Genomic DNA, 24,056 nt, shown 5'->3' with positions numbered 1-24,056 from the left:
TTCCGCAGTACGCCCCGCAGGGCCAGCTGGATCACGCGGAGGACGCGGTAGAGGGGGGACAGGGGCCATCCGTGCTCGTCGGCGTCGGAGGCCCAGATGTCCCGGGTCAGGAAGGTCTCCACGCGGTTCCACGCGCGTTCGATCGGATTGCCGGACTGGGTGGGGCGGGCCATGGTGCTCGATGGACCTTCCGGCCGTCCGGGGTCGCCCCGGTCCGGCCCGTGGATGGACGTCGCCATGGTATGGCACGATGGGGTCCGTCCGGCAACTGCGGGCTTCCCCCGATCGGACCCCGGACGGAACCCCCAGGCGGCGGCCGCGTTGCAGATGTGGCAGACTCGCCGGACCCGGCTGCCCTTCGCCCGCCCCGAGAGGACGCCCCGTGAAGCTCGACCGCCGTTTCCTGCGCCAGGCCCTCGTCTGGATCGGTCTCGCTGCTCTCGTGTACTTCGGGAACGTCGAACTCCAGAGCTGGATGGGCCGCCGCGCCCTCGAGGACACCGGTCTCGAGATCCATTCCTACGAAGAGGGTCTGGCCCTGGCCGCCCGCCAGGACAAGCCGGTCCTGGCCGGCTTGTCGGCCATCTGGTGCAGCTCCTGCCGCACCTTCGACCAGGACGTCCTGGGCGACACCGAGGTCCGTCGCGCGATCGAGGACGACTACGTGTTCGTGCGGGTGGAGTACGGCGACGACGAGGGCAAGGCCTTTCGCGAGCGGTACGGGGTGAGCGGGTTCCCGGTGTTCATGGTGCTCGAGCCCGACGGCGATCTGGTGCGGCCGATCCCCACGACCTACGACGCGGACGAGTTCCTGCGCGCACTGCGTCGCGGCTGATTTGCGGAGCCGGCGCGCCGGGGCCAGATTGAAGCCCGTCCCACCGCCGGAGGTGCTCCGTGAACCGTCCCGCTCCGCTCTCGTCCCAGGACCAGCTCGACCACGCCGTACAGCGCTCGCACGAACGGCCCGTGTTCGTGTTCAAGCACAGCGCCGTGTGTCCGGTGTCGAACACCGCCGACCGCGAATTCGAGGACTTCGTGGCCGAAGCCTCGGACGACGCCGCGGACTTCCATCGACTCGTGATCCAGGACGCCAGGCCGGTGTCGAACCGCGTGGTCGAGCGCACCGGTGTCCGTCACGAGTCTCCGCAGGCCCTGCTCTTCGTCGACGGGCACGTCGTGTGGCACGCCAGCCACGGATCGATCACCCGCTCCTCGCTCCGCGAGGCCCTTCGCGAAGCGAGCGGAGGGGGCGCGTGAGATGGAGATCGACCCCGCGTCGCTGCGGACCCGCGATCGCTACAAACTGCTGATCGGTGGGATCCTGCCGCGGCCGATCGCCGTGGTGTCGACGGTCTCCACGGACGGCGCTGCGAATCTCGCGCCCTACTCCTTCTTCAACGGAGTGGGCAGCGATCCCATGATGCTCCTGTTCTGCCCGGCCAACGACGCCGACGGCCAGGAGAAGGACACACTGCGCAACGCCAAGCCTTCGGACGAGGGCGGGACCGGTGAGTTCGTCGTCAACGTCGCCCCGCAGGCGATGATCGAACGGATCGCCGGCGCGGCCGAAGCATTGCCCCACGGCCAGAGCGAGTTCGACTTCGCGGGCCTCGAGCCCTCGCCCGCGCGCGTGGTGCGACCTCCGCGCCTGCTGGGATCGCCGGTCGCCTACGAGTGCCGCACCCATTCCGTGATCCGCACGAACCCCGGCGTTTCCGCCGGTGGCAACGTGGTGATGGGAGAGGTCGTGCACGTGTTCGTCGACGACGCCGCGATCGACGCCGAGCGCCTGCGCATCGATCCCGGTGCGTTGGACCTGGCCGGACGCCTCGGCGGGTTCGGCTACACCTACACGCGGGATCGCTTCGACGTGGTCTCGGGCCGGAAGGCGCTGGAGGAAGGGCGCCGGAGGAAGTCGTGAAGGCGACGGCCCGGGGCTGGTGGCCCGGGCCCTCCGCGCGGTGGGTCTGGTTCGGCCTCGCCACGCTCCTGGTCCTTTCGCTCGGAATGCACCGGCGCGAGCTCGACGGGACCACCGCGTTCTACGCAGCCCTCTCGGCGCAGGTGGCCGATACCGGGCAGCTCGCGCCGATCCTCCACGGCGACGCTCCGTACGTGCTCAAACCCCCGTTGCTGTTCTGGGGCACGGCCGCGCTGTACGAGGTGTTCGGGGTCCAGCCGTGGACCTCGACGCTGCTGTCGAGGTTCTTCGGGTGGATCTGCGTGCTGCTGACCGCGCGCCTGGCCTTCCTGCGCTACGGTCCGACGGCGGCGTGGTGGGCGGGCTTCGCGCTGGTGACCACGGTTCCGTTGCTGGAGAACGCGATGACCTTCCGCACCGACACCGCGTTGGTGGCCGGGATCCTGGTGTCGATGGTGGCCCTGGCGGAGCCGCGAGGCTGGTGGCGACCGCTCGCCTTCTACGGCGGCGTGACCCTCGCCACGCTGTCGAAGGGACTCCCGGGTCTGTTGCCGCTCGGCCTGGCGGTCGTGCTGGGTCTGCTGGACGGACGCTTCGCCTGGCCGTGGTCACGGGCGTGGGTCGGGTGGTCGGTGCTGCTGTTGCCGATTCCGGCCTGGTTCGTCGGGATCGAGATCTGGCTCTCGAACGCCGTGGGCCAGGAGATCCTGCACGACATGATCGTGGGGCCGCGGCGCGATGTGTGGGACGTCGTGACGGGTTCGCTGGACCACGTCCTGTGGCGGCCCCTGGAGCGGACACCCTACTGGGCACCGTTCGCGGTTCTGGGCGCGTGGGTGGCCTGGCGTGAGTGGCGGAGTCCGGTCACGTCGCGGACGCAGCGGGCGTGGCTCGTGGTCCTGGCCCTGTGGATGGTGCTCGTGGTCGCCGCCGCGGTGGCCAAGCCGGCCCAGCGGGTGCGCTACATCCTTCCCGCCGCGCCCGTGCTGGCCGTGTGGATCGGCGCCTGGATCGGGGCGCATGCGGGTCCGCGGGTGCAGCGTCTGCAGTCATGGTTGCCGGCAGTGATGATCGCGATCGTCGTGGTGTCGTGGTTCGCCCCCGATGCCTGGTGGCCCGCCAACCACCGGACCGGCCCGGAGAGGGCGCTCGCACGCTCGGTGGTCGAGGCCGAACTCACTTCGGACCAGCGGATCGTGCTCGTGGAGGTGGGTCCGCGTCCGAGTGGGCACCTCGGGCGCCAGTGGGCCGGGCGTGACTGGACCTACGTGCACCTGCGGCGCGAGGTCGAACCCGTCGAGGTCGAGCGCCTGCTCGACGAACCCCGTTGGGCGGGGCGGTTGGCGGTGGTCCACCGTCGCGGCGCGGCAGGTGTCCCCGCCGCCCTGCTGCGCGCCGAGATCGTGCGGACTCCCTTCGCCCGTCTGATCCGGATCCCGGCGTCGCCGAGCTGGAGCGTGGATCAGACGCGGTCGAGGTAGCGCTGCAGCAGCCCGGTGAAGAGCTGTGGCACCCGGGCCATGCGCTCGGGAGGTTCGACGTAGGCCACGCGCATCTGGGTCCGCCCGGGGTTCGGGGCATCGCGTGGCACGTCGTAGAAGTCGGCCATGGGGGCGGTGAGCAGGGTCCACGGCTCGCCGTCGAGGTCGATCCTTCCCTCCTCGGCGCACCACAGGACGAAGGGCAGGGCATCGAAGCTCTCGTCGACGACGTTGCGCACGTCGATCACCGAGTACAACGACGCGTCAGGATTGCTGACGATCAGCCCGTCCATCCGCGTGTGACAGTCCTCGTTCAGCGAGGTCATCATCGATCGGTAGTAGGTCCGCTGCTCGTCGTACCAGCGGCGGAGGTCTTCGTGCGAGGCTTCGGCGAGACCGGCCAGGATCCACTGGCCGATGTGATTGCTGCACAGGCTCGCCGTGTTCTCGGCCACCGCTTGCGTGTGCATCTCGGAGTTGTCGGTCACCAGGGCGCCGATCCGCAGGCCGCAGGCGTTCCAGACCTTGCTCGTGGTCTCGATCGAGATGCGATGGCCAGTGATGCCGGGGACGTCGTCCTCGGTCAGACTCCACACGCTGATCGCACGGTCGCCGCGGTAGTGGAGTTCACGGTAGGCCTCGTCGCTGACCAGCCAGGTCCCGTAGCGGACGCACAGCCTCGCCAGGGCGATCATGGTGTCGCGCTCGTAGAGCTGTCCCGTGGGGTTGTCGTAGGGGATCACCACCAGGGCACCCGGCCGGTTCCGCTCGAAGGCTTCCTCGATCGCATCGAGCGGCGGCAGGCCGAAATGGCCCTGATCGTCGAGCTGCCGCTGGATGGTCACCACGCGTCGTCCGAGCCGGTGGGCGAAGGCCGTGTAGTTCGTGTAGGCGGGATCGATCATCATGAGCGGTCGATCGTCGCTGCCGGCCGGCCCGCAGCAGCCCACGATCATCAGTTCCATGGCCTGGCTGCCGCCGTCGGTGATCTGCGCGTGCAGGTGCTCGGTGTCGAGTCCGCTCGACGCGATCACGTTCGACACGGCGGCCCGGGCCTCGTCGAGACCCGCGGTCTGGGTGTAGCGGACGACCCCGCCGGCGAAGGGGCTCCCCGGCTCGGCCAGCCGCTTCATGCGCTCGTGCATGAGCGGGTGCATGGGCAGGCTCACGTTGCCGATCGCCACGTTCAGCGCGCGGGTGTCGTCGCGGCGCTGGGCGAAGCGGATGCTCGCCACGCGGATCGACGACGGCTCGCGGTGGGCGAAATGGGCCGACAGGACGGGGCCCGGGGTCTCGACGTGCGTCATGGCGGCTCCTCGACGGTCTCGGGACACCCCGATGGTAACAGGAGCTCGACCGACGGGCACGCCGTGGATCCGGCGACGGCATCGGCGCTCGACGGATCCTGTCGTTGCAGTAGGATCGGTCCGACCCCGGTCGGAATGCGCCCCGGCGGGAATGCGCCCCGGTGGGCTCGGACCCGTGCCCCGTGAGGAGGCCTGCATGGAAGCCCTGTTGATCACCACGGTCGTCTACGCCGTCCTGCTGCTGATCGTGGGCAAGATCGTTCCCGGCATCGAGGTCGACGGGATCGGTCCGGCTTTCCTGGCCGGGCTCGTCATGGGCGTGCTGAACGCACTCCTGAAGCCGTTGATGGTGATCCTGTCGCTCCCACTCTTGGTCCTCACGCTGGGTCTGTTCGTGTTCGTCCTCAATGCGATCCTCCTGAAGGTGGCCGCCGCGATCGTCCCCGGCTTTTCGATCCGGGGTTTCGGGCCCGCCCTGCTGGGTGCCCTTCTCCTGGGGATCTTCAGTCTGGGCATGACGGTCTTCTGGTAGGTGCGTGGGACCCGTCGATCCTGATATCATGGAGAGCCCCGTTCCGGAGTCCACCGTGCGCCTTCTGCTGGCTCTGCTCGTCGTCGTCACCGCCGCTCCTGTGTCGGCCGACACCACGTTCTCGTTGGAGAGCGTCGACACGCGGAACGACGTGGGCGAATACCTGTGGTTGGCCGTCGACGATCAGGGGCGTCCTCACCTGAGCTACTACGACCGGACCAATGGCGCGCTGCGCTTCGCGGTGCGCAACGGCTCCACCTGGAACACCCGCGCGATCGACGGTCAGGACGGCGGGTCCGATGTCGGGGGCTACACCTTCCTCGAGTTCGACCCGTCGGGGAATCCCCACATCGTGTACTACGACTGGACCGACGGTGATCTCGAGCACGCCTGGCGCGAGGACGGCGTGTGGTCGACCGAGACCGTCGATGCCGGTGGGGTCGTCGGCCGTTACGGCAACCTGCGCTTCGACGCAGCCGGCGTGGCCCACGTGGTCTACTACGACGAGGGCGACGGCGACCTCGAGTACGCGCGCAACGACGGCACCGGCTGGCAGCTCGAGACCGTGGACTCCGACGGCGACGTCGGGATCAAGGCCCGGATGGCGATCGACGCGGCCGGCGATCTCCACGCCGCCTACTACGATGCCACGAACACCGCGCTGCGGTACGCCCGTCGCCGCGGAGCGGAGTGGGAGGTCGTGACGGTCGACGACGGCGGGGGGCAGGACGTCGGCAGCTATGCCTCGATCGCACTCGATCCCGAGGGACGGCCGTGGATCACCCACTACAACGCCACGGCGGGGAACCCGGAGATCGCGATTCCGTCGCGCTCGGGGTTCACCAGCCAGGTCATCGACACCGCTCCGGGGCAGAGGGGCTGGTTCACCTCGCTGCGCTTCGATCCGGGCGGCCGTCCTGTCGTCGCCTACTTCGATCTGACCCAGCGCAAGCCGGTGCTGGCCCGGCGCGTGAACGGAACGTGGCAGGTGGGGTTCGTCGAGCCGACGCGCGACGAGGGTCCCCATGTCGGTCTATGGATCCTGGACGACACGACCGCACACATCGCGTTCTACAACGAGTCCCGCCAGTCCCTGCGCTACGGTGAGACCCTGTTGCCGGTGGCGACCGAGACCACCAGCATGGGCGGGCTCCGGGCACGCTTCGGCGGCGTGGACTGACGGCGGGCAGACGGGGCTCGCCGCGTGGACTTCGGTGCCGAGATCCTCCATCTCGCACACAGGACCACCCGGTGGACCGAGGTCCACCTCGACGAGTTCTCACGCCTCCGGGATCTCTCGCCGGAATCGCTCCGAATCTTCGTGGTGTCGACGACCGGGACCGTGTCGGCGCGCAACCGATCCCCGTCGGTTGCAACCCCGTGGGCGCGGCCGCGTAGGGTCGGGACGAGCGCCCTTTACCCCGACGATCGGCCCGGAGCATGACCGAGACCGTGCTGCACCGCCTGGCCGGGGTCCGCGAACACGAGGCGCGGCCCACCCTTCTGGCCTTCGCGTACTTCTTCCTGTTGCTCGGGTCGTACTTCGTGCTCCGGCCTCTGCGCGAGGAAATGGGCGTGGCGGCGGGGGTGCGCAATCTGCCGAACCTGTTCCTGTTCACGCTGGCCGCCACGGCGCTCGTGACTCCACTCTTCGGCTGGTGCGTGCAGCGCTTCGCGCGGCACCGGATGATGACCGTCAGCTACCGCTTCTTCGCACTCCAGTTGCTGGTGTTCTACGGGTCGACCTTCGTGGTCGACGGCGAGTCGGACATCTGGATGGGCCGGGTGTTCTATGTCTGGCTCAGCGTGTTCAACATGTTCGTGGTCAGTGTGTTCTGGGCCTTCGTCAGCGACGGCTTCGGGGCGCGGCAGAGCAAGCGGCTCTACGGTTTCGTGGCCGCGGGTGGTACGGCCGGTGCGCTGCTGGGTTCGTTGTTGACCGCCGGCCTGGCCGACGTGATCGGACGGGCCCACCTGCTGCTGGTGGCGTACGTGATGCTCGAGGCCGCAATCCTCGTCATGAGACGACTGCATGGGGCCTTCGAGCGCATGCGCGCGCAGATGACCGCGACCGACGAGGCGTCCGTGGCCGCCGAACGCGAGGCGGAACGGGCGAGTTGGAGTGGACGCTTCGGCGGGGCCTTCAATGGCGTGGGCCAGACCTTTCGATCTCCCTTCCTGCTCGCGATCTGCTCGTTCTTCCTCTTGTACCCCTACTGTTCGACGATCCTCTACTTCCAGCAGGCGGAGATCGTCGACGCCCTCGGCTACAGCCGTGACCGGGTGGCCGCCACGTTCGGGTGGATCGACGCAGCCACCCAGGCCAGCACTCTGCTGCTGCAGCTGTTCGTGACCGGACGATTCGTGCGGCGCCTCGGGGTGTCGGCAGCGCTCGTCCTCATGCCGGTGCTCACCGCGATCGGCTTCGGCTTCCTCGGTGTCGCTCCGGGGATCCTGGTGGTGGTGCTGTTCCAGATCGTGCGTCGGGCCGCGAACTACGCGCTCGTGCGGCCCGCGCGCGAGACCCTGTTCACGATCGTCGCGCGCGAGGAGCGCTACAAGGCCAAGAGCTTCATCGACACCTTCGTCTACCGCGGCGGTGATGCGATCGGATCGGTCGCCTACCAGCTCATGGCCAACACGCTGGGCATGACGGTGGGCGCGATCGCCTTCGCCTCGTTGCCGGTGACGGCGATCTGGGGTGGCGTGGCCGTGTGGCTCGGAAGACAACACACCCGGCGCGAGGCTGCGGCGGAGCGGGCGGAGGCCGCGCGCTCGACCGGGGCCGTGCCCGACATCGCCTGATCCCGAACGAACGGCCGCACCCGGACTCCGGGTACGGCCGTTCGAGGTTCCGAACCCCGTGAAGTCCTACTTGAGCAGGACCATCGGTCGGGACTGCTCGACGCCGTCGGTCCGCAGGCGGTAGTGGTAGACACCCGAAGCGACGACACGACCGCCGTCGTCGGTCCCGTTCCACTGCACCTCGTGGTGTCCGGACGAGCGCGTGCCGTCGACCAGTGACTTCACGCGCCGGCCGGAGGCATCGAAGACCTCGAGCTCGACCCGCCCCGCGCGCGCCAGGTCGAAGGAGATCGTCGTCACCGGATTGAAGGGGTTCGGCGTGTTGCCCAGCAGGCGGGTCGAGACGCGGGACGGAGCGTCGGTGGCCCGCTGGTCGAACCAGCCGATGTCCTCGAAGTGGAAGCGTGTGAGGTCGACATCGCTCGACAGGTTGCCGTTGATCGCCGGTTCCATGAGCAGGTTCGGCGAGGCCGACACGTCCCAGTGCGACACCGACGAACCCGGCTGGAAGGGGTCCGGAGTGTAGACCAACAGACGGCCCGTGCTGGGGCTGGCCCCCGCCAGACGTGTCGGGTCGGGAGCGATGGTCGCGATCACGCCCTCGCTCAGGGCGCTCTTGATGCTCTCGCCCTGCTCGAAGGACACGCTGATCGTGGGAACGGTCAGCGTCCCCGGATCGACACCGCCCATCTGGATGGGGCCGTCGCCGGGGACGTTGTTCGCGATGATCACGCCCACGGCCCCCGCCGACTGGGCGTTCTCCACCTTGCTGACGAAGGTGCAACTGCCGCGATCGATCAGCGCGATCGCGCCGTCGAGCTCGCCGCCGTTGACCGCGGCCGAGCACCCGTCGCTGGTGGTACCGCTACCGTCGTCGATCAGGACGATCGTGCCACTGGCCGACTGCTCCTGGACCGAAGGTCCGAACGAGGCCGTCCCGATCTCCGTGACGTCACCCGCGACCGAGGCCGGGGCACTGATGTCGAGAACGGGCAGACCGTCGAGTGCCTGGGCGGCCTGGAAGGTCGAGGCGTCGCCGTCCCACACCACGCCGCCGTCGTTCCGGGCCGACGCCACGCGCTGGGCGTTGCTCATCTCGCTCCAGAACAGTCCCTCGGTCTCGTCGAAGAGGAAACGGCTGAAGATGTCGATCCGGCCGAGGAAGAGTTCGCCCGTGTCGCCGTCGACGAACTCGCTGAAGCCCAGGCCGTGGCCGATCTCGTGGAGGACCACCGGGAGCAGTTCGGTGTCGGTGCCCTCGTTGCCGTCGAGGCCGTAGTACCAGTTCGTTCCGCTCAGACACGAGTCGTTGCCGTCGATCGCCGAGTTGAATCGCGCGACGATGTCCGACGATCCGGTCTCGAGGTCGCCTCCGAAACGCTTGTTGGCCAGCGCGACGTGGTACCAGGTATTCGTGAACTCGGCGCCGACGAAGTCCCGTTGCACGGTGATCGGTCCGGCCGATCCGAGCACGGCGCTCGACTGGCCACACGTCAAGGGATCGAAGGTCGCGTTGACGGTGATGGTGATGTCGGCCGACGGGCTCTGCAGGATCGACTCCCAGATGTCGGCCGCGGTCTGGAACACGATCAACCGCTGCTCGCCGAGAGTGGTCCCGCTGTTGCCACCCAGGGGGGTGACGGGCGTGGTGTCGTTGAAGCCCTCGCCGGCACCGTCGAGGTTGTCGATGACGATCTCGAGTGCCAGTGCCGGACTGGACGCCATCAGCAGAGCGGCGAGCCCGAGGGCGGTGAGGCGACGTCGCATCACTTCACCTCCCAGGACGCGGGGTCGTGATCGTGGTCACAGGACGGCTGCGTCTCGCCGCGGAGGACGGCGCGGGCGTGTTCGGGGTCGTCGGTGCACACGCGGTGCAGACGGCCCTGGTCGTCGATGTGGGCGACGCTCGCGCTCATGAAGCGACCCTGGAGGTGGACCCCGTAGGATCCGTCCGGGTTGCGTCGTTCCACGAGGCCGGCGCTGGATCGGCTCAGAGCCCGGTCCAGCGAGAACGAGCGCTCGAGCGCGCTCGCCGGCGGCATGCCGACGGGTGCACCGCTGTCGGGGTCGAGGGAGATCCGGAGCCCGGACGTGTTGTCGGTCGCGGCCGTGGCCGGCCCGGATCCGGTGTTCGGCGGGAACACGACGGCGAGAAGGACGAGGCAGGCCAGTGGCCAGGCCGCGGCGAGGCGGCGGACCGCGGCCCGCTCCGGTGCGCGCTTCATGCGGGCATCCTTTCCATGGAGTCCTGGGGTGCGAGCGGGAGCCGTCGTCGCGAGGCGCGACGGGAGGGCGGCGAGGACAAAGGACGTTTCGTCGAGTCTAGCACGCCGGATGCGTGGCTCGCGACCGGCTCAGTCGTCTTCGCGGGGTGTGGTGAGACCCCGCAGGGCGAAGGTGAGCGTGCGTTCGGCTCCACGGTGCAGCTGACCGGCTTCCTCGACGTCGGGTGCAACGTACCAGGTCTCGACGAGTTCCGGCTCGTCGGGCCAGACCGGACGGGGGACGAAGGCCTCGAGGGTCTTGAGACGCCCGCGGACCACGTGCAGCAGCAGGGCGACCTCGTCCTCGACCCCCCGGACCCGGGCGTAGACGTCGTCGATCGCGAAGCGGTCCTGGACGTCGATCGGGTCGGCTTCGACCCACAGGTCGGTGAACCGACCGAACTCGCCCTGCTCGCGATCACGTACGGAGGCCGTCGCCATCTGGGACCGCAGCCGCTCGAGCACGGGATGGTCGCCCGCGAGCAGCGCATCGACCGCGGTCCGTTCGAAGGCGTCGAGTGCGGAGTCCACGCTCAACCCATCCGCTCGCGGTGTTCCTCGATCAGATCGTCGACCACCTGCGGTTCGGCCAGCGTGCTGGTGTCGCCCAGCCCCTCGTACTCGTTCGAGGCGATCTTGCGCAGGATCCGCCGCATGATCTTTCCACTGCGCGTCTTGGGCAGGCCCTTGGTGGCGTGGATCACGTCCGGGGCGGCGAAGGCACCGATCGCGTGGCGGACCTGCTCGCGCAGCGCACCCTCGATGTGCTGGGCGTCGCCTTCTCCGAAGTCGGATCCCAGCACCACGTACGCGTAGATACCGGTTCCCTTGATGTCGTGCGGGTATCCCACCACGGCGGCTTCGGCCACGCCCTGGTGGGCGACCAGCGCACTCTCGACCTCGGCCGTGCCGAGCCGATGGCCGCTGACGTTCAGCACGTCGTCGATGCGTCCGGTGATCCAGTAGTAGCCGTCCTCGTCACGCCGGCAGCCGTCGCCCGTGAAGTAATAGCCCTTGTAGGTGGTGAAGTAGGTGTCGCGGAAGCGCTGGTGGTCCCCCCACACCGTGCGCGATTGTCCCGGCCACGGGGCCGACAGGCACAGAGCCCCGTTCACGTCGTTGCCCTCGAGTGGTTTGCCGCTCTCCGGATCCACCAGTGTCGGTTCGACCCCGAAGAAGGGAAGGGTTGCGGATCCCGGCTTGGTGGGGGTCACTCCGGGCAGCGGCGTGATCAGGATCCCGCCCGTCTCCGTCTGCCACCAGGTGTCGACCACGGCGCACTCGCCGTTGCCGACCACGTCGTGGTACCAGCGCCAGATCTCGGGATTGATCGGCTCGCCGACCGAGCCGAGCACTCGCAGGGAGTCACGCTTGTAGCGCTTCACGTGCTCGTCACCGGCGCGGGCGATCGCGCGGAGCGCCGTGGGTGCGGTGTAGAAGATGTTGATCCCCAGGTCGTCGACCATCCGCCAGTAGCGTCCGGCGTCGGGATAGGTCGGCGTGGACTCGAACATGACCGTGGTCGCACCGTTGGCGAGCGGACCGTACACGATGTACGTGTGCCCGGTGATCCATCCCACGTCGGCGGCACAGCAGTAGACGTCGCCCGGGTGGTAGTCGAACACGTACTTGTGGGTCATGGCCGCGTAGACCATGTAGCCGCCCGTGGTGTGCATGACACCCTTGGGGCGGCCGGTGCTCCCGCTCGTGTAGAGGACGAAGAGAGGGTCCTCGGCTCCCATCCACTCGACGGTGCAGGTCGAGCGTTGGCGGTGGGCTTCTTCCTCGAGCCAGTGGTCCCGGCCCACCTGCATCGGAACGTCGTTGCCGGTGCGCTTGGCCACGAGCACGGTCTCGACCGTGCTCATGCCCTCGATCGCACGATCGGTGATCTTCTTCAGGGGGATCACCTTGCCGCCGCGCAGGCCCTCGTCGGCGGTGACCACGACCTTGGCCTGGGCGTCCACGATGCGGTCGCGCAGCGACTCGGCACTGAAGCCCCCGAAGACCACCGAGTGCACGGCTCCGATCCGTGCGCAGGCGAGCATGGTGTAGGCCGCCTCGGGGATCATGGGCATGTAGATGCACACCCGGTCGCCCTTGCGGACACCGAACTTGAGCAGGACGTTCGCGATCCGCGCGACCTGGTGCTTCAGCTCGCGGTAGCTGATGTGCTTGTAGACGCCGGCTTCGTCGGACGCCCAGATGATCGCCGTTTCCTCGCCACGCTCGGGAACGTGACGATCGACGCAGTTGAAGCAGGCATTGAGCCGGCCCCCGCTGTACCAGGCGAAGTCCACTTCTTCGTAGTCGGCGTCGAAGACCATGTTCCAGGGGTGGAACCAGGTCAGTGCCTTGGCCTGCTCGGCCCAGAACCACTCGGGGTTGTCGAGCGACAGCCGGTACAGGCGCTCGTACTCGGCCATGGAATCGATGTGCGCACGGCTGCGGATGTGGTCCTTGACATCGTAGACGTCGGACACGGCGACCTCCCGAGGAAGCGGCGAGAAGGCGACGGAGAAGCGTCGAGAAACGGGGATCCGATCCTAACCGAACGATGCGGCGACGTCAGGTGTCGAGATCCCCGGCCGATCGGTGCTCAAGTGCGTGGCCGCAGCGGTCGATATCCGCCGCGAGAAGCCTCGTGGCCGGAAGAGGGCCTCTCGGGAGGATCGTCATGACCGCCGCCTCGACCGCGGTGCCGGGCGCGTGGAAGCGCTGGGGGGCCGTGTTCATCGTTCTGTCGGTGTTGTGCCTGGTCGGTGGAGCCTACCTCCTCGACCACGCGGCGCCCCAGACGCCCAATCTCTTCGACAAGCGCTGGGACTCCCCGGTCCGCCGCGAGTGGGATCTCGGTCTTGCCCGGATCGGCGCCAGTCTGCTCGCCGCATCGGCGGGCAGCGCCGGCATCGGAGTGCTCGTCCGGGTCCTGCTCGGCCGTGACGTGGCGCGCGACGGGAAGGTCCACGCCCTCCTGCTGCTCGGTGCGATCGCGCTCCTGGGCACGGTCTGGGCCCGCTTCGGCGGCCCCCTCGCGTGAACCGTCCGGCCCGTGGTCGGTCGTCCGGCCCCGAGGACCTCGGGCTCTGAGCGCCCGCGCAATCGCGACGCGCCCACCCCGAGGCCCGCGCCCGGGTGGATCGTCTGGCTGCCGAACCCGCGGTCCCGGGGTTGGCAGCCCCTCGCGGCCCGATTACCGTAACGATCCGGCCCTGGTCGAACCCGCCGCCCCGAGCGTTCCATGGACAACTGGACTCCCACGAGCTGGCAGCATCGCACCGCCACGCAGCTGCCGAACTACCCCGATCCGTCCCAGGTGACGCACGTGGTCGGGCAGATGTCGCACCTGCCCCCGCTGGTGACGTCCTGGGAGGTCGAGGCCCTCAAGGACGAACTGGCCGCCGCCGCCCGCGGCGAGGCCTTCCTTCTGCAGGGCGGAGACTGCGCCGAGAGCTTCGACGACTGCGACGTCGACGCCATCACCAGCAAGCTGAAGATCCTGCTGCAGATGTCGTTGGTCCTGGTCCACGGGACCCGCCGCCCGGTGGTCCGCGTGGGGCGCTTCGCCGGTCAGTACGCCAAGCCCCGGTCGACCGACACCGAGGCCCGTGACGGGATCGAGCTGCCCACCTACCGGGGCGATCTCGTCAATCGTGCGCCGTTCACGCGCGAGGATCGCACCCCGGATCCGCAGCTCCTGCTGAAGGGCTACGAGCGGGCGGCACTCACGCTGAACTTCATCCGGGCCCTGGCCGAGGGCGGCTTCGCCGACCTGCACCACCCCGAGTACTGGAACCTGGGATTCCTCGACGGCTCACCGCTGCGTTCCGAGTACGGGCGGATCGTCGAAGGGATCAAGCAGTCGATCGATTTCATGGAGGCCGTTCTGGGTCGCGAGCCGGCCAGCCTGCGACGGGTGGACTTCTACACCAGCCACGAGGGGCTGTCCCTGTTCTACGAACAGGCCCAGACCCGCCGGGTTCCGCGCCGCGAGGGCTGGTACGACCTCTCGACCCACTTCCCCTGGATCGGCATGCGCACCGCTCAGCTCGACAGTGCCCACGTCGAGTTCTTCCGGGGAATCCGCAATCCGATCGCGGTGAAGGTCGGTCCGGCCATGGACGCCGAGTGGGTGCGGGGCCTGGTCGAGACCCTCGACCCCGACGCCGAACCGGGAAGACTCACGCTGATCCATCGGATGGGCGACGATCGGGTCGAGGACCATCTGCCGGGATTGATCGAGACGGTGCGGGCGATGGGTCGGACCGTCCTCTGGGTGTGCGATCCCATGCACGGCAACACCGAGACGCTCGACAACGGGATCAAGACCCGGCGTTTCGACCGGATCCTCAACGAGCTCCACCAGTCCTTCGACGTGCACGTCCGCCTGGGCTCGGTGCTGGGAGGCGTGCACTTCGAGCTGACCGGCGAGGACGTGACCGAGTGCGTGGGTGGAGCGCGGGGCCTGGCCGAGGCGGACCTGGAGCGCGCCTACCGGTCGGCGGTGGATCCGAGGCTGAACTACGAGCAGGCCCTGGAGCTGGCCATGGCCGTCGCCCGCAACCTCCGTGGGGACGACTGATCCGCTCGCGGACGGCATGGTCTCGGAATCGACACGTTCTCACACGATCCGAAGGCCCTTCTCACACTTTCACCCTGACGGTTCGGCCGGGTCCGTGCTTGTCTGTGCGCTGAATTCACGACCCGTGTGGATTCAGGCGATGGAGACGCCGACACGGGCGGGGAATCGACCGGAGGAACCAACATGCCTGCCGTTGTTGACCGAGATCTATGCAACGCTTGTGGTGAATGCATCGACGTATGCCCGACCGAGGCCATTTCGATGGTCGACGGGAAGGCGCAGGTCGACCCGGACGAATGCACCGAGTGCTACGCCTGTGTCGACCCTTGTCCCGAGGACGCCATCACCGTCGTCGAGGACTGATCGCCTGATCGGTCCACGTTTGCCCGAGTCGCCGACACCCGGGTGCGGCACATCCTGGTGTCACGGGAGTACGCCCGCGAACGCAGCGTTCGCGGGCTGCTGTCGTTGAGATCCGGGCACTTCCGTGCCATGCTCGTCGACGTCCCCCGCGTGGGCGCCGAGCCCCGGGAAGGAATCGGATGAGCGCGCGATGCAGCCGGATCGCCGGCGTGGGCAAGTACGTACCGCCGCGGGTGGTCACCAACGACGACCTGGCCGGCATGATGGAGACCAGCGACGAGTGGATCCGCCAGCGGACGGGGATCGAGACCCGGCACTGGGTGGAGGGGACGACGACCACTTCGGATCTCGCGCTGGAGGCCAGCCGGCAGGCCCTCGACGATGCCGGCGTCGGGCCGGACGATCTGGACATGATCGTCTTCGCCACGCTCAGCCCCGATCACGAGTTCCCCGGCACCGGCTGCTTCCTGCAGCAGAAGCTCGACTGTCCCGGCATTCCCGCCCTGGACATCCGTCAGGCCTGCACCGGATTCCTGTACGGGCTCGCGATCGCGGATCAGTTCATCCGGACCGGGGCGAAAGAGCGCGTGCTCGTCGTGGGGTCCGAGGTCCAGTCGAAATCGCTGGACAAGACCACGCGGGGCCGCGACATCGCCGTGCTCTTCGGCGACGGCGCCGGCGCCGTGGTGGTGGAGGCGACCGATGTCCTCGGCCACGAGGACGCCCAGATCTACTCGACACATCTACACGCCGACGGTCGTCACGCCCGCGAGCTGTGGATGGACGCGCCGACCCAGACCACCGAGGGCCCCCGGATCACCCACGAGATGATCGACGAGGGCCGGCACTTCCCCTACATGAACGGCAAGTTCGTGTTCGTGCACGCGAGCAAGCGTATGCCCGAGTCGGTGCTCGAGGCCTGCGAGGCGAACGCGATGAGCGTGGACGACGTCGATCTGTTCCTCTTCCACCAGGCGAACCTGCGCATCAACCAGCAGGTGGCGAAGAACCTGGGCGTGAGCGAGGACCGTGTGTTCAACACGATCCAGAAGTACGGCAACACCACGGCGGCGACGATTCCGATCGGGATGCGCGACGCCATCGACGCCGGCGTGCTCGAGCCGGGGATGGTGGTGGCGATGTCGGCGTTCGGCAGCGGATTCACGTGGGGGAGCGCGTTGCTGCGGATGTAGCGCGCCTCAAGCCCGGAACTCCGGGTTCTCGTGGTCGAACCGGCACCCGGCCTTCCACGCCCGCCGGTCGTTCCCGTGGTTCGGCAGCCCGCCCGCATCGCGCAGAATCTTCGCCGTGTGCATGAGGTTCCAGGCCATGATCGTGGTGTTGCGCTGCGTGAAGTCGTTGTCGTAGCCGGCGGGCGTGCCGTCGACCTCGTCGCCGTACGACGGGCCCGGGCCGGCCTCGCCGATCCACCCGCAATCGGCCTGGGGCGGGATCGTGTAGCCCAGGTGCTGCAGGGCGTAGAGCAGGGACATGGCGCAGTGCTTGATGCCGTCCTCGTTGCCGGTGACGACGGCGCCTCCGACCTTGCCGTAGTACGAACTCTGACCGCGGTCGTTCAGCGCGCCCGACATGCCGTACAACCGCTCGATCACGATGCGGCACACCGAGCTCTCCTCGCCCAGCCAGATCGGTGTTCCAAGGACGAGGATGTCGGCGGCCTCGATCGTCTTCCACAGCGTTGGCCAGTCGTCGCGTGACCAGCCGTGTTCGGTCATGTCGGGGTACACGCCGTAGGCGATCTCGTGCGACGCGGCGTGGACCTCGTGCACCTCGACGCCGTTGCGGCGCATGATCTCGCCGGCGACCGAGAGCAGGGCGCGGGTGTGCGACCGCTCCGGATCCTTCTTCAGCGAGCAGTTGAGCAGGACGGCCTTCAGGCCGGTGAAGTCGTGGGGGCTCTCGTCGCACAGACGCTGCTGGTGTTCGTTCAGGGGCATCGTTGGCATCTCCTCGGTTCGGGAAAGGGGTGGGGAGCGCGGTACGAGGATGCCTGGCCGACGTGACACGCTGCCGCTCAACCCGGCGCATGGGTCCGCCGCCTCCACAGATCGCGGGCGGCCTTGGCGAGCAGCAGGGCCACCGGCGTTCCGTGCATGAACAGGTCGAAGACGTCGATCGGCCGGTGCAGAGTGCCCGCGGTCAGCATCTGCAGCTTCTCCACCAAGTGGGGCTGCGGCTGGAAGGGAGCGCCTCCCAGCAGCAGCGCGGCGACCACCAGCGGACCGTAGGGAAGTGCATCGAGCCAGCGCATCAGCGCACCACGTGCCACTCGATCTGCCGGCCGGCGAGGTAGAGCACGCGTTCGCCGTCGAACACCGCGCTCTGCTCGAGCTTGATCTGGACGTTGCCGCCGCCCCAGCCATCGGTGGGCACCTTCACGTTGCCCTCGATCGCGTAGGCCGTGTTCGGATGCAGGGGCCAGTCGCCGCGCACCGGCGTGCCGTCCTGGTCGTCCCACATGCCGATGGTCGGGCCCGGCGCGTGGCCGAAGCGACCGATCGGGTGGGTGTAGGTGCTCGACACGAGGTCGTCGGCCTCGGCGTCGGCGATGGTGGCGGCGAGGATCTCGTTGCCGGTGCGGCCGGTCTCGAAGTTCGCGGTCAGTTGGTCCTGCCACCGATTGCCCACGGCCATCGCGTCCTGCAGGAAGCCGGGCACCTCGTGTTCGCCCACGCGCAGGACGTAGGCCATCTCCTGGGTGTCGGTGCACACACCCAGGTAGCAGATCCCCACGTCGGTGTGCAGGACGTCGCCGCGGTGGATCACGCCGCCGGTACCGCAGAAGGCCTCGTCGTCGGCGCACTCGAGATCTTCGCGCTGGATGTTCACGTAGGGCATGAACCACACGGGCAGGTCGAGATCGGCGAAGCGCTGACGCAGGTACCAGGCGACGTCGTCGGTGGTGGTCACACCCGGCGTGATGACCTCCGACGAGAAGCCCTCGGCGATCACCGCGCGCGCGAGCGAGACGACGTGGGCGTAGAGTTCGATCTCGTGGTCGGTGCGGGTCTCGAGCCACCGCACGACGAGTTCCTCGGCCGGCTCCAGCCGATCCACGTGGGCCGGGGGCAGGACTTCGAGTAGACGTTCGTGGAGACCGTGGGTGAGGCCGTCGGCCACGGGCCAGTCGCGCGATACGTTGATCCCGATGCGGTCGGGATCCTTCTCCTCGATCAGCGCGCCGAGGGCCGTCCACTGTTCGTCGAGCGATCCACCCGACCAGGCCTCTTCGTAGGGTTCGCCCAGCGGATAGCGCGCCACGGTCAGGCGTTCGACGGTGCCGTCGTCGAGCCGGTGGAACACGAGCATGGTGGTGCGCCGTGCGGTGAAGCTCGGTTTCGGGACCAGCGAGGCGTAGACCGGGTCGTCGGCGTACTCGCGCGCGATCACCAGCCACATGTCGAGGCCGCTCTCGGTCATCAACCGCGGCAGGAGCGTGTCGAACCGCTCGGCGAGGATCTCGTTCACCACCGCGGGGCGTTCGCGCAGCGGCAGGATGTCGCCCATGGAGTCGATCATGCGCCCCTGGTCGGCGGCGTGGGCGGGGGAGACGAGCAGGACGATCAGGAACAGGGCGATGGTGCGGTTCACGGTCGGGCCTCCGGCCGGGGGCGAGCGCAGGAAACGGCCCGTGATGATCGCGCATCGGCACGGTGATGTCATCCGTCGCGGACACGAAGAAGCCCCGGCTCCCTCGTTCGGAGCCGGGGCTCGGATTCGATACGGGTCGGAGACGGTGGGATCCCCTGCGAGGGGGACCGATCCGTCTGACCGGTCGCTTCGCGAGCGCTCCCCTACAGGGCCGCTCCTCCCGCGAATCCAGAACCGATACTAGACACGGATCACCTCCTCACAGCGAATCACGAACGGTGAGTCCCATCCCACCCGGTCCCTCGGGCCGCTGTTGCCGATTCCGGGACCGCCGCGCGGTGCCGCCGGAGCGGGGCGCGCGGAATTCATCCGGCAGTTTCGTGTCCATGCCGGGTGATGTCAAGGGAGGTGTGGAATTCCGATCCCTGGTGGCCGGCTGGGTCCGGAACGGGCGGCGAGGGCAGTGGCCGCCGAATGGTGCGCGTGCATTATGCTCGCAACGGATTGTATGACAATGACTTGAAGCTGTGATTGCGGCGACGGGCCAGGTCACCGAATCGCGCTCGCGATTCCGTCCGTCGATCGGGATCTTGGAGATCGAAAGGGGGTGCGGATCATGACCGTTCTGATCTGGGTCCTGGCGATCGCCGCCGTCGTCGCCGGGTTCGTGGCCATCGCGATCCGATGGCGACGCGAGTCCGACGTGCGGGTGGTGCGTTGCCCCGAGACGGGAGAGAAGCAGGCCGTGGTCGTCGACCCCGGTCACGCGATCTCCCACGCCCTGCGCCGCGACGAAGAGCGCCGGCTGAAGAGCTGCACGCGCTGGCCCGAGCGGCAGGACTGCGACCAGCCCTGCCTGAAGGAGATCGCCACCGCGCCGGACGGGTGCTTCGTCCGCAGTCAGCTCGATTCCTTCTATGCGGGGTCCGAGTGTGCCCTGTGCGGCAAGACCTTCGGCGACCACATCGACTGGGCCGTGCACGAGCCCGGACTGCTGAACGAACACGGCCACGTGACCGTGTGGGAGCAGCACCCGGCGAAGAAGATGGACGAGGTGCTCGCCCGTTGTCGTCCGGTCTGCTGGGACTGCGCGCAGATGCAACGTGTGGCCGAGAGCCAGCCCGAGCGCATCACGGTGCGCGAGCACAAGAAGTACGCCCAGAGCAACTGATCGGCTCCGGGCACCCATGCGGGCGGCATGTCGGCCCGCACGACGTCCCCCCCTGTGCGGGTACGGCTTCGTCCGTGCCCGCACCGTCGTTTCCGGGCCCCGCGGTTGCCATCGTGTCGGTCGTCGTCGATGATCGGTGATCCTCTCGCCGACGCTCCCGTTCCCGTTCTCGGAGGAAGTCATGCGCCGTATCGCCGTTCGGATCGTCTTGCTGCTCCTGCTGCTCGCCCCCTCGCGCGTGATGGCCGACCGGCCGATGACCTGGACCGACCTCATGAAGATGCGCAAGGTCCACGGCACGACCATGGCCGAGAACGGCAGCTGGCTCGCCTTCGAGGCGCGTCCGGGGCGGGGGGACGGCGAGGTGGTCGTCCGCGCCACCCGCGGCGGGGACGAGTACCGGATCGAGCGCGGCTCGGCGCCACGCCTGAGCACCGACGGCGCCTGGGGCGCCGCGCAGCAACTCGCTCCCTTTGCGGTGCGCGAGACCGCGGACGAGCCGCCGGAGCCGGGCGCGGTGCTCCTGCGGACCGAGGACGGCGAGCAATGGAGCTTCGAGCGGGTGAAGGCCTACGCCTTCAGCGACGACGGCGCCTGGTTCGCCCTGCACTTCGAGGCCGACGAGCCCGATTCCACCGAGGACGCCGAGACCGTCGAGACCGAGGCCGAGGCCGACGAGACCCAGGCCGACGAGGAGAAACGCGAGGCGGGCACCCGCGTGGCGGTCCTCCGTCTGTCCGACCTCGAGCGCTTCGAGTTCGAGAGCGTGGTGTCGATGGCCTTCGACCCCACCTCCCGGTGGCTGGCCCTGACGATCGCCACGGCCGATGGCGAGGACGATCGACTCGAACTGCGATCACTCGACGATGGTCTGCGTGTGGCCACCGTTCACGCAGCGCCGCAGACCGCCTACCCGGCCATGGCGTGGGCTCCCGAGGACGCTCGCCTGGCCTATCTACGCGGTGACGCCTCCGACCCCGAGAACGTCACCGGCGTCGTCCTCGAACTGCTGAGCCCGCGAGCCGGCGACGACGTCGGACCGGTCACCAGCGTCCCGGCCCCGGAAGGTCGTCGCTATCCCACCGAGAACGACCTCGAGTTCACCCGCGACGGCGAGCGTCTGTTCGTCGGGCTGCGTCCGGTCGAGTCCGGGTCCGATCCCGACGACGAGGGCGGGGATGCGGCCGACGGTGAGGGCGAAGGCGACTCCGTCGAGGACTTCGATCCCTACGACCTCGACGCGATCCGCGACGACCGCGAGGTCGACGTGTGGCACTGGGACGATCCGCGCATCAAGACGCACGAGAAGGCGAGCTGGGAGGAGCGGCAGGAGCAGCTCCACCGCGCCGTCGTCGACGTCGCCGACGCATCGCTCGTGTCCCTGGCCGACGAAACGATGCCCGACGTGGCCGTCGTGCAGAACCCGCACGTGACCCACGGCGAGACCATGGTCCCGCACCTCGAACTGATGACCTGGGACGGCTTCTACTCCGACCACTACGTCGTCGACCTCGACACCGGCCAACGCACCCTCGTGGTCGAGAAGACGCAGGACACGGTCTCGCTGTCGCCCGAGGGCGGCTTCGTCGCCTACTACCGCCCGACCGGTGACGGTCAGTGGTGGCTGTACGACGTCGAGCGCGAGGACCACCGGCGTCTGGGCGAGGACCTCGGGGTTCCCTTCGCGAACGAGGACCACGACTACCCGCGCAGCGCGCCGGGCTACGGCGTGGGCGGTTGGGCCGACGACGACTCGGTCGTGCTGATCCACGACAAGTACGACGTGTGGCGCTTCCCGACCGACGGTGGCGAGCCCGTCTGCCTGACCGAGGGCCGCGGCCGCGCCGAGCAGCGGATCTACCGCGTGCTCGACCTCGACGACGACAAGGAGGGCTTCGCCCCCGACGCCGAGCTCCTGCTCACCGGCTTCGACGAGCGCGCCAAGAACTCGTCGGTGTGGCGGGGTGCGATGGACTCCGCCGGCGTGCGCGAACTGCGGCAGGACGACAAGTTCTACTCCGGATTCCGCCGCGCGGACGAGGCCGACGTGGTGGTGTACACCGAGGAGAGCTACACCGAGTTCCCCGACTTCTGGGTCACCGACACCGACTTCGACCGACCGCGCAGGATCACCGAGATCAACCCCCGGCTCGACGACCTGGACCTGGGCTCGGCCGAACTCGTCGAGTGGGAGAGCGTGGACGGAACGCCGCTGCAGGGCGTGCTGATCAAGCCGGCCGATTACGACGAGGACGAGCGCTACCCCGTGCTCGTCTACTTCTACCGCTTCTTCAGCCAGCGCCTGCACCGCTTCAACGATCCGCAGATCAACCACCGGCCGAGTTTTCCGATCTACGCGGGCGACGACTACGCCGTCTTCCTGCCCGACGTCCGCTTCGACGTCGGCAACCCCGGCTACGCGGCGACCAAGTGCCTGGTGCCGGGCGTGCAGGAGCTCGTCGACATGGGCGTGGCCGATCCCGACGGCATCGCCCTGCACGGCCACTCGTGGAGCGGCTACCAGGCCGCCCACGTGATCACGCAGACCGACATCTTCGCCTGCGCGGTCGCCGGAGCACCCGTGAGCAACATGGTCAGCGCCTACGGCGGCATCCGCTGGGGCAGCGGACTGTCGCGGCAGTTCCAGTACGAGAAGTCGCAGTCGCGCCTGGGGGCCTCGCTCTGGGAACGGCGCGACCTGTACATCGAGAACTCGCCCGTGTTCTTCGCCGACCGGATCGAGACGCCGCTGTTGATCCAGTTCGGCGACGAGGACGAGGCCGTGCCCTGGACCCAGGGCATCGAGCTGTACATGGCCATGCGACGTCTCGACAAGCCGGCGGTCATGCTGCAGTACCGGGGCGAGCCGCATCACCTGAAGCAGTACCCGAACAAGCTCGACTACTCGCTCAGGATGAAGGCCTTCATCGACCACTTCACCAAGGGTGCGCCGGCGCCGGAGTGGTGGACCGAGGGCGTGGAGTACACCGGCGACGCGGAGTAGTCGTCCGCAGGTGGGGGAATCCCCTGCCCCGCGGCCGCGCCGACCACGATGGATCGAAGACCCCGGAGGGCGCAGCCTCCGGGGTCGTTCGCTTCGATCGAGGTAAGCGCATGGGCGGCGAACACGTCTCGGCTCTGCAGGTCCTGCTGATCGGGCTCGCGGTGACCCTGGCCGTGGTCGTGAAGGGCGTGGCGCAGCGCTTCTCGCTGCCGGCCCTCGTCGGGCATCTCCTGCTCGGGGTCCTGTTGCGCGCGGCCGACGCGCAGTGGGGGTTCATGGGACCGGAGATCCGGACGGCCTTCGACCTGCTCGCCAGTCTGGGCATCGTCGCGCTGTTGTTCGAGGTCGGCCTCACCAGCCATCCGCGGGCCCTGGCCGAGAAGCTCCCCACCGCCAGCGTGCTGTGGGTCGGCAACATGCTCGTGGCCTTCGCCGCCGGCTTCGGGACGGTGTACTGGATCCTGGGCGGGGACCTGCTGGCCGCGCTCTTCACCGGGACGGCACTGACCGCCACGAGCGTGGGGGTGTCGGTGGCGATTTGGCAGGAGAGCGACGCGCTGGATTCGCCCAGTGGCCGGCTCACCCTGGACGTCGCCGAGCTCGACGACATCGGGGGCGTGGCGCTCATGGCGCTGCTCTTCGCGGTCGCGCCCGTGCTGGATCGGGGCGGATCGGTCTGGGGAGCGCTCGGTTCGACCTTCGGGGTGTTCGTCGCGCAGTTCCTGGGCTTCGCGCTGTTCTGCTACTGCTTCTCGCGCACGCTCGAGTGGAGGATCACACGCGGAGCGAGTCGGCTGGGCTCTTCCGAGCGGATGATCGTGGTCGCCGGGGTGGGCTTCGTGATCGCGTCGATCGCGGGCTGGCTCGGGTTCTCGCTGGCCATCGGCGCGCTCTTCGCGGGGCTGGTGTTCAGTCACGACCGTGAGGCGGTCAGGACCGAGACCTCGTTCCGCGACCTGCACGCCTTCTTCACGCCGTTCTTCTTCATCAACATCGGCTTCCACGTCGATCCCT

The 24,056-nt window shown here is 68.6% G+C and carries 22 protein-coding genes; 14 read left to right on the top strand and 8 right to left on the bottom strand.

All coding sequences use genetic code 11. The features are described 5' to 3' along the window. Positions 1-382 precede the first annotated feature (382 nt). The 4 genes from VKA86_06505 to VKA86_06490 are packed head-to-tail and all read left to right on the top strand — an operon-like array spanning position 383 to position 3,402. The gene (locus tag VKA86_06505) at positions 383-835 is read left to right on the top strand and encodes a thioredoxin family protein (protein HKK70849.1); all 453 of its coding nucleotides are present in this window, start codon (positions 383-385) and stop codon (positions 833-835) included. A gap of 59 nt (positions 836-894) precedes the next feature. Beyond that, positions 895-1,257 (top strand): bacillithiol system redox-active protein YtxJ, encoded by a 363-nt coding sequence (ytxJ, locus tag VKA86_06500; GenBank protein ID HKK70848.1) that lies wholly within the window; start codon positions 895-897, stop codon positions 1,255-1,257. Between the two features lies 1 nt (position 1,258). Further along, on the top strand, positions 1,259-1,921 hold the full coding sequence (locus VKA86_06495) for a flavin reductase family protein (protein HKK70847.1): 663 nt from the start codon (positions 1,259-1,261) through the stop codon (positions 1,919-1,921). Then, complete coding sequence (locus VKA86_06490) at positions 1,918-3,402, top strand: hypothetical protein (GenBank protein HKK70846.1); 1,485 nt, start codon at positions 1,918-1,920, stop codon at positions 3,400-3,402. Before VKA86_06495 ends, VKA86_06490 begins: the two co-directional genes overlap by 4 nt. Here the strand turns inward: VKA86_06490 and VKA86_06485 are convergent. After that, positions 3,384-4,709 (bottom strand): aminotransferase class I/II-fold pyridoxal phosphate-dependent enzyme, encoded by a 1,326-nt coding sequence (locus tag VKA86_06485; protein ID HKK70845.1) that lies wholly within the window; start codon positions 4,707-4,709, stop codon positions 3,384-3,386. The genes VKA86_06490 and VKA86_06485 overlap by 19 nt on opposite strands. Before the next feature lie 196 nt (positions 4,710-4,905). Here VKA86_06485 and VKA86_06480 point away from each other — a divergent pair, with 196 nt between their 5' ends. The 3 genes from VKA86_06480 to VKA86_06470 all read left to right on the top strand — a co-directional run bounded on the left by VKA86_06480 (position 4,906) and on the right by VKA86_06470 (position 8,046). Beyond that, positions 4,906-5,241, top strand: coding sequence for a phage holin family protein (locus VKA86_06480; GenBank protein ID HKK70844.1), 336 nt, complete (start codon positions 4,906-4,908; stop codon positions 5,239-5,241). A 55-nt stretch (positions 5,242-5,296) separates the two neighbouring features. Continuing rightward, a complete protein-coding gene (locus VKA86_06475; protein ID HKK70843.1) occupies positions 5,297-6,421 on the top strand; it encodes a hypothetical protein in 1,125 nt (374 codons plus the stop codon). 260 nt (positions 6,422-6,681) lie between these two features. After that, the gene (locus VKA86_06470; protein HKK70842.1) at positions 6,682-8,046 is read left to right on the top strand and encodes an MFS transporter; all 1,365 of its coding nucleotides are present in this window, start codon (positions 6,682-6,684) and stop codon (positions 8,044-8,046) included. A gap of 66 nt (positions 8,047-8,112) precedes the next feature. Here VKA86_06470 and VKA86_06465 read toward each other — a convergent pair whose 3' ends face one another. The 4 genes from VKA86_06465 to acs form a co-directional block, all read right to left on the bottom strand. Next, positions 8,113-9,813 carry a PA domain-containing protein gene (locus VKA86_06465; protein HKK70841.1) on the bottom strand — a complete coding sequence of 567 codons (1,701 nt, stop codon included), beginning with the start codon at positions 9,811-9,813 and terminating at the stop codon, positions 8,113-8,115. Next, positions 9,813-10,271: a hypothetical protein gene (locus VKA86_06460; protein ID HKK70840.1), complete on the bottom strand. Its 459-nt coding sequence runs from the start codon at positions 10,269-10,271 to the stop codon at positions 9,813-9,815. The genes VKA86_06465 and VKA86_06460 overlap by 1 nt, the downstream gene beginning before the upstream one ends. Positions 10,272-10,400: 129 nt before the next feature. After that, complete coding sequence (locus VKA86_06455; protein HKK70839.1) at positions 10,401-10,841, bottom strand: hypothetical protein; 441 nt, start codon at positions 10,839-10,841, stop codon at positions 10,401-10,403. 2 nt (positions 10,842-10,843) lie between these two features. Beyond that, a complete protein-coding gene (gene acs, locus VKA86_06450) occupies positions 10,844-12,793 on the bottom strand; it encodes an acetate--CoA ligase (GenBank protein HKK70838.1) in 1,950 nt (649 codons plus the stop codon). Positions 12,794-12,987: 194 nt separating this feature from the next. Between acs and VKA86_06445 the strand changes: the two genes are divergently transcribed. From VKA86_06445 to VKA86_06430, 4 genes are all read left to right on the top strand, one after another. Further along, positions 12,988-13,350, top strand: a complete 363-nt coding sequence (locus tag VKA86_06445; protein ID HKK70837.1) for a hypothetical protein — start codon at positions 12,988-12,990, stop codon at positions 13,348-13,350. Between the two features lie 201 nt (positions 13,351-13,551). Further along, positions 13,552-14,892 carry a 3-deoxy-7-phosphoheptulonate synthase class II gene (locus VKA86_06440; GenBank protein ID HKK70836.1) on the top strand — a complete coding sequence of 447 codons (1,341 nt, stop codon included), beginning with the start codon at positions 13,552-13,554 and terminating at the stop codon, positions 14,890-14,892. 183 nt (positions 14,893-15,075) lie between these two features. Continuing rightward, positions 15,076-15,255, top strand: coding sequence for a 4Fe-4S binding protein (locus VKA86_06435; protein ID HKK70835.1), 180 nt, complete (start codon positions 15,076-15,078; stop codon positions 15,253-15,255). Between the two features lie 179 nt (positions 15,256-15,434). After that, complete coding sequence (locus VKA86_06430) at positions 15,435-16,448, top strand: beta-ketoacyl-ACP synthase III (GenBank protein ID HKK70834.1); 1,014 nt, start codon at positions 15,435-15,437, stop codon at positions 16,446-16,448. 6 nt (positions 16,449-16,454) lie between these two features. On the opposite strand, the gene VKA86_06425 is transcribed toward VKA86_06430, so the two are convergent. From VKA86_06425 to VKA86_06415, 3 genes are all read right to left on the bottom strand, one after another. Further along, complete coding sequence (locus VKA86_06425) at positions 16,455-17,213, bottom strand: flavodoxin family protein (GenBank protein HKK70833.1); 759 nt, start codon at positions 17,211-17,213, stop codon at positions 16,455-16,457. Between the two features lie 77 nt (positions 17,214-17,290). After that, positions 17,291-17,527, bottom strand: coding sequence for an RND transporter (locus tag VKA86_06420; GenBank protein HKK70832.1), 237 nt, complete (start codon positions 17,525-17,527; stop codon positions 17,291-17,293). Beyond that, positions 17,527-18,867, bottom strand: coding sequence for a M24 family metallopeptidase (locus VKA86_06415; protein ID HKK70831.1), 1,341 nt, complete (start codon positions 18,865-18,867; stop codon positions 17,527-17,529). The genes VKA86_06420 and VKA86_06415 overlap by 1 nt, the downstream gene beginning before the upstream one ends. A 616-nt stretch (positions 18,868-19,483) precedes the next feature. On the opposite strand from VKA86_06415, the gene VKA86_06410 reads away from it, so the two are divergent. The 3 genes from VKA86_06410 to VKA86_06400 form a co-directional block, all read left to right on the top strand. Next, positions 19,484-20,038: a hypothetical protein gene (locus VKA86_06410; GenBank protein ID HKK70830.1), complete on the top strand. Its 555-nt coding sequence runs from the start codon at positions 19,484-19,486 to the stop codon at positions 20,036-20,038. Between the two features lie 181 nt (positions 20,039-20,219). Continuing rightward, entirely contained in the window at positions 20,220-23,042 is a 2,823-nt protein-coding gene (locus tag VKA86_06405; GenBank protein ID HKK70829.1) for a prolyl oligopeptidase family serine peptidase, read from the top strand. Positions 23,043-23,152: 110 nt separating this feature from the next. Continuing rightward, positions 23,153-24,056 (top strand): cation:proton antiporter (locus VKA86_06400; protein ID HKK70828.1); only part of this gene is annotated, 904 nt, incomplete at its 3' end.

The organism is Candidatus Krumholzibacteriia bacterium (genome assembly GCA_035268685.1).
Lineage (GTDB): Bacteria > Krumholzibacteriota > Krumholzibacteriia > JAJRXK01 > JAJRXK01 > JAJRXK01.
The sequence above is the reverse complement of the archived record's forward strand: the minus strand, read 5'-3'. Positions and strand labels throughout refer to the sequence as shown.

Excerpts from the sequence above, each read along its gene's own strand:
- VKA86_06495 (HKK70847.1), top strand. The coding sequence starts at position 1,259 with ATGGAGATCGACCCCGCGTCGCTGCGGACCCGCGATCGCTACAAACTG.
- VKA86_06485 (HKK70845.1), bottom strand. The coding sequence starts at position 4,709 with ATGACGCACGTCGAGACCCCGGGCCCCGTCCTGTCGGCCCATTTCGCC.
- VKA86_06480 (HKK70844.1), top strand. The coding sequence starts at position 4,906 with ATGGAAGCCCTGTTGATCACCACGGTCGTCTACGCCGTCCTGCTGCTG.
- VKA86_06470 (HKK70842.1), top strand. The coding sequence starts at position 6,682 with ATGACCGAGACCGTGCTGCACCGCCTGGCCGGGGTCCGCGAACACGAG.
- VKA86_06465 (HKK70841.1), bottom strand. The coding sequence starts at position 9,813 with ATGCGACGTCGCCTCACCGCCCTCGGGCTCGCCGCTCTGCTGATGGCG.
- VKA86_06460 (HKK70840.1), bottom strand. The coding sequence starts at position 10,271 with ATGAAGCGCGCACCGGAGCGGGCCGCGGTCCGCCGCCTCGCCGCGGCC.
- VKA86_06445 (HKK70837.1), top strand. The coding sequence starts at position 12,988 with ATGACCGCCGCCTCGACCGCGGTGCCGGGCGCGTGGAAGCGCTGGGGG.
- VKA86_06440 (HKK70836.1), top strand. The coding sequence starts at position 13,552 with ATGGACAACTGGACTCCCACGAGCTGGCAGCATCGCACCGCCACGCAG.
- VKA86_06435 (HKK70835.1), top strand. The coding sequence starts at position 15,076 with ATGCCTGCCGTTGTTGACCGAGATCTATGCAACGCTTGTGGTGAATGC.
- VKA86_06430 (HKK70834.1), top strand. The coding sequence starts at position 15,435 with ATGAGCGCGCGATGCAGCCGGATCGCCGGCGTGGGCAAGTACGTACCG.
- VKA86_06425 (HKK70833.1), bottom strand. The coding sequence starts at position 17,213 with ATGCCCCTGAACGAACACCAGCAGCGTCTGTGCGACGAGAGCCCCCAC.
- VKA86_06420 (HKK70832.1), bottom strand. The coding sequence starts at position 17,527 with ATGCGCTGGCTCGATGCACTTCCCTACGGTCCGCTGGTGGTCGCCGCG.
- VKA86_06410 (HKK70830.1), top strand. The coding sequence starts at position 19,484 with ATGACCGTTCTGATCTGGGTCCTGGCGATCGCCGCCGTCGTCGCCGGG.
- VKA86_06405 (HKK70829.1), top strand. The coding sequence starts at position 20,220 with ATGCGCCGTATCGCCGTTCGGATCGTCTTGCTGCTCCTGCTGCTCGCC.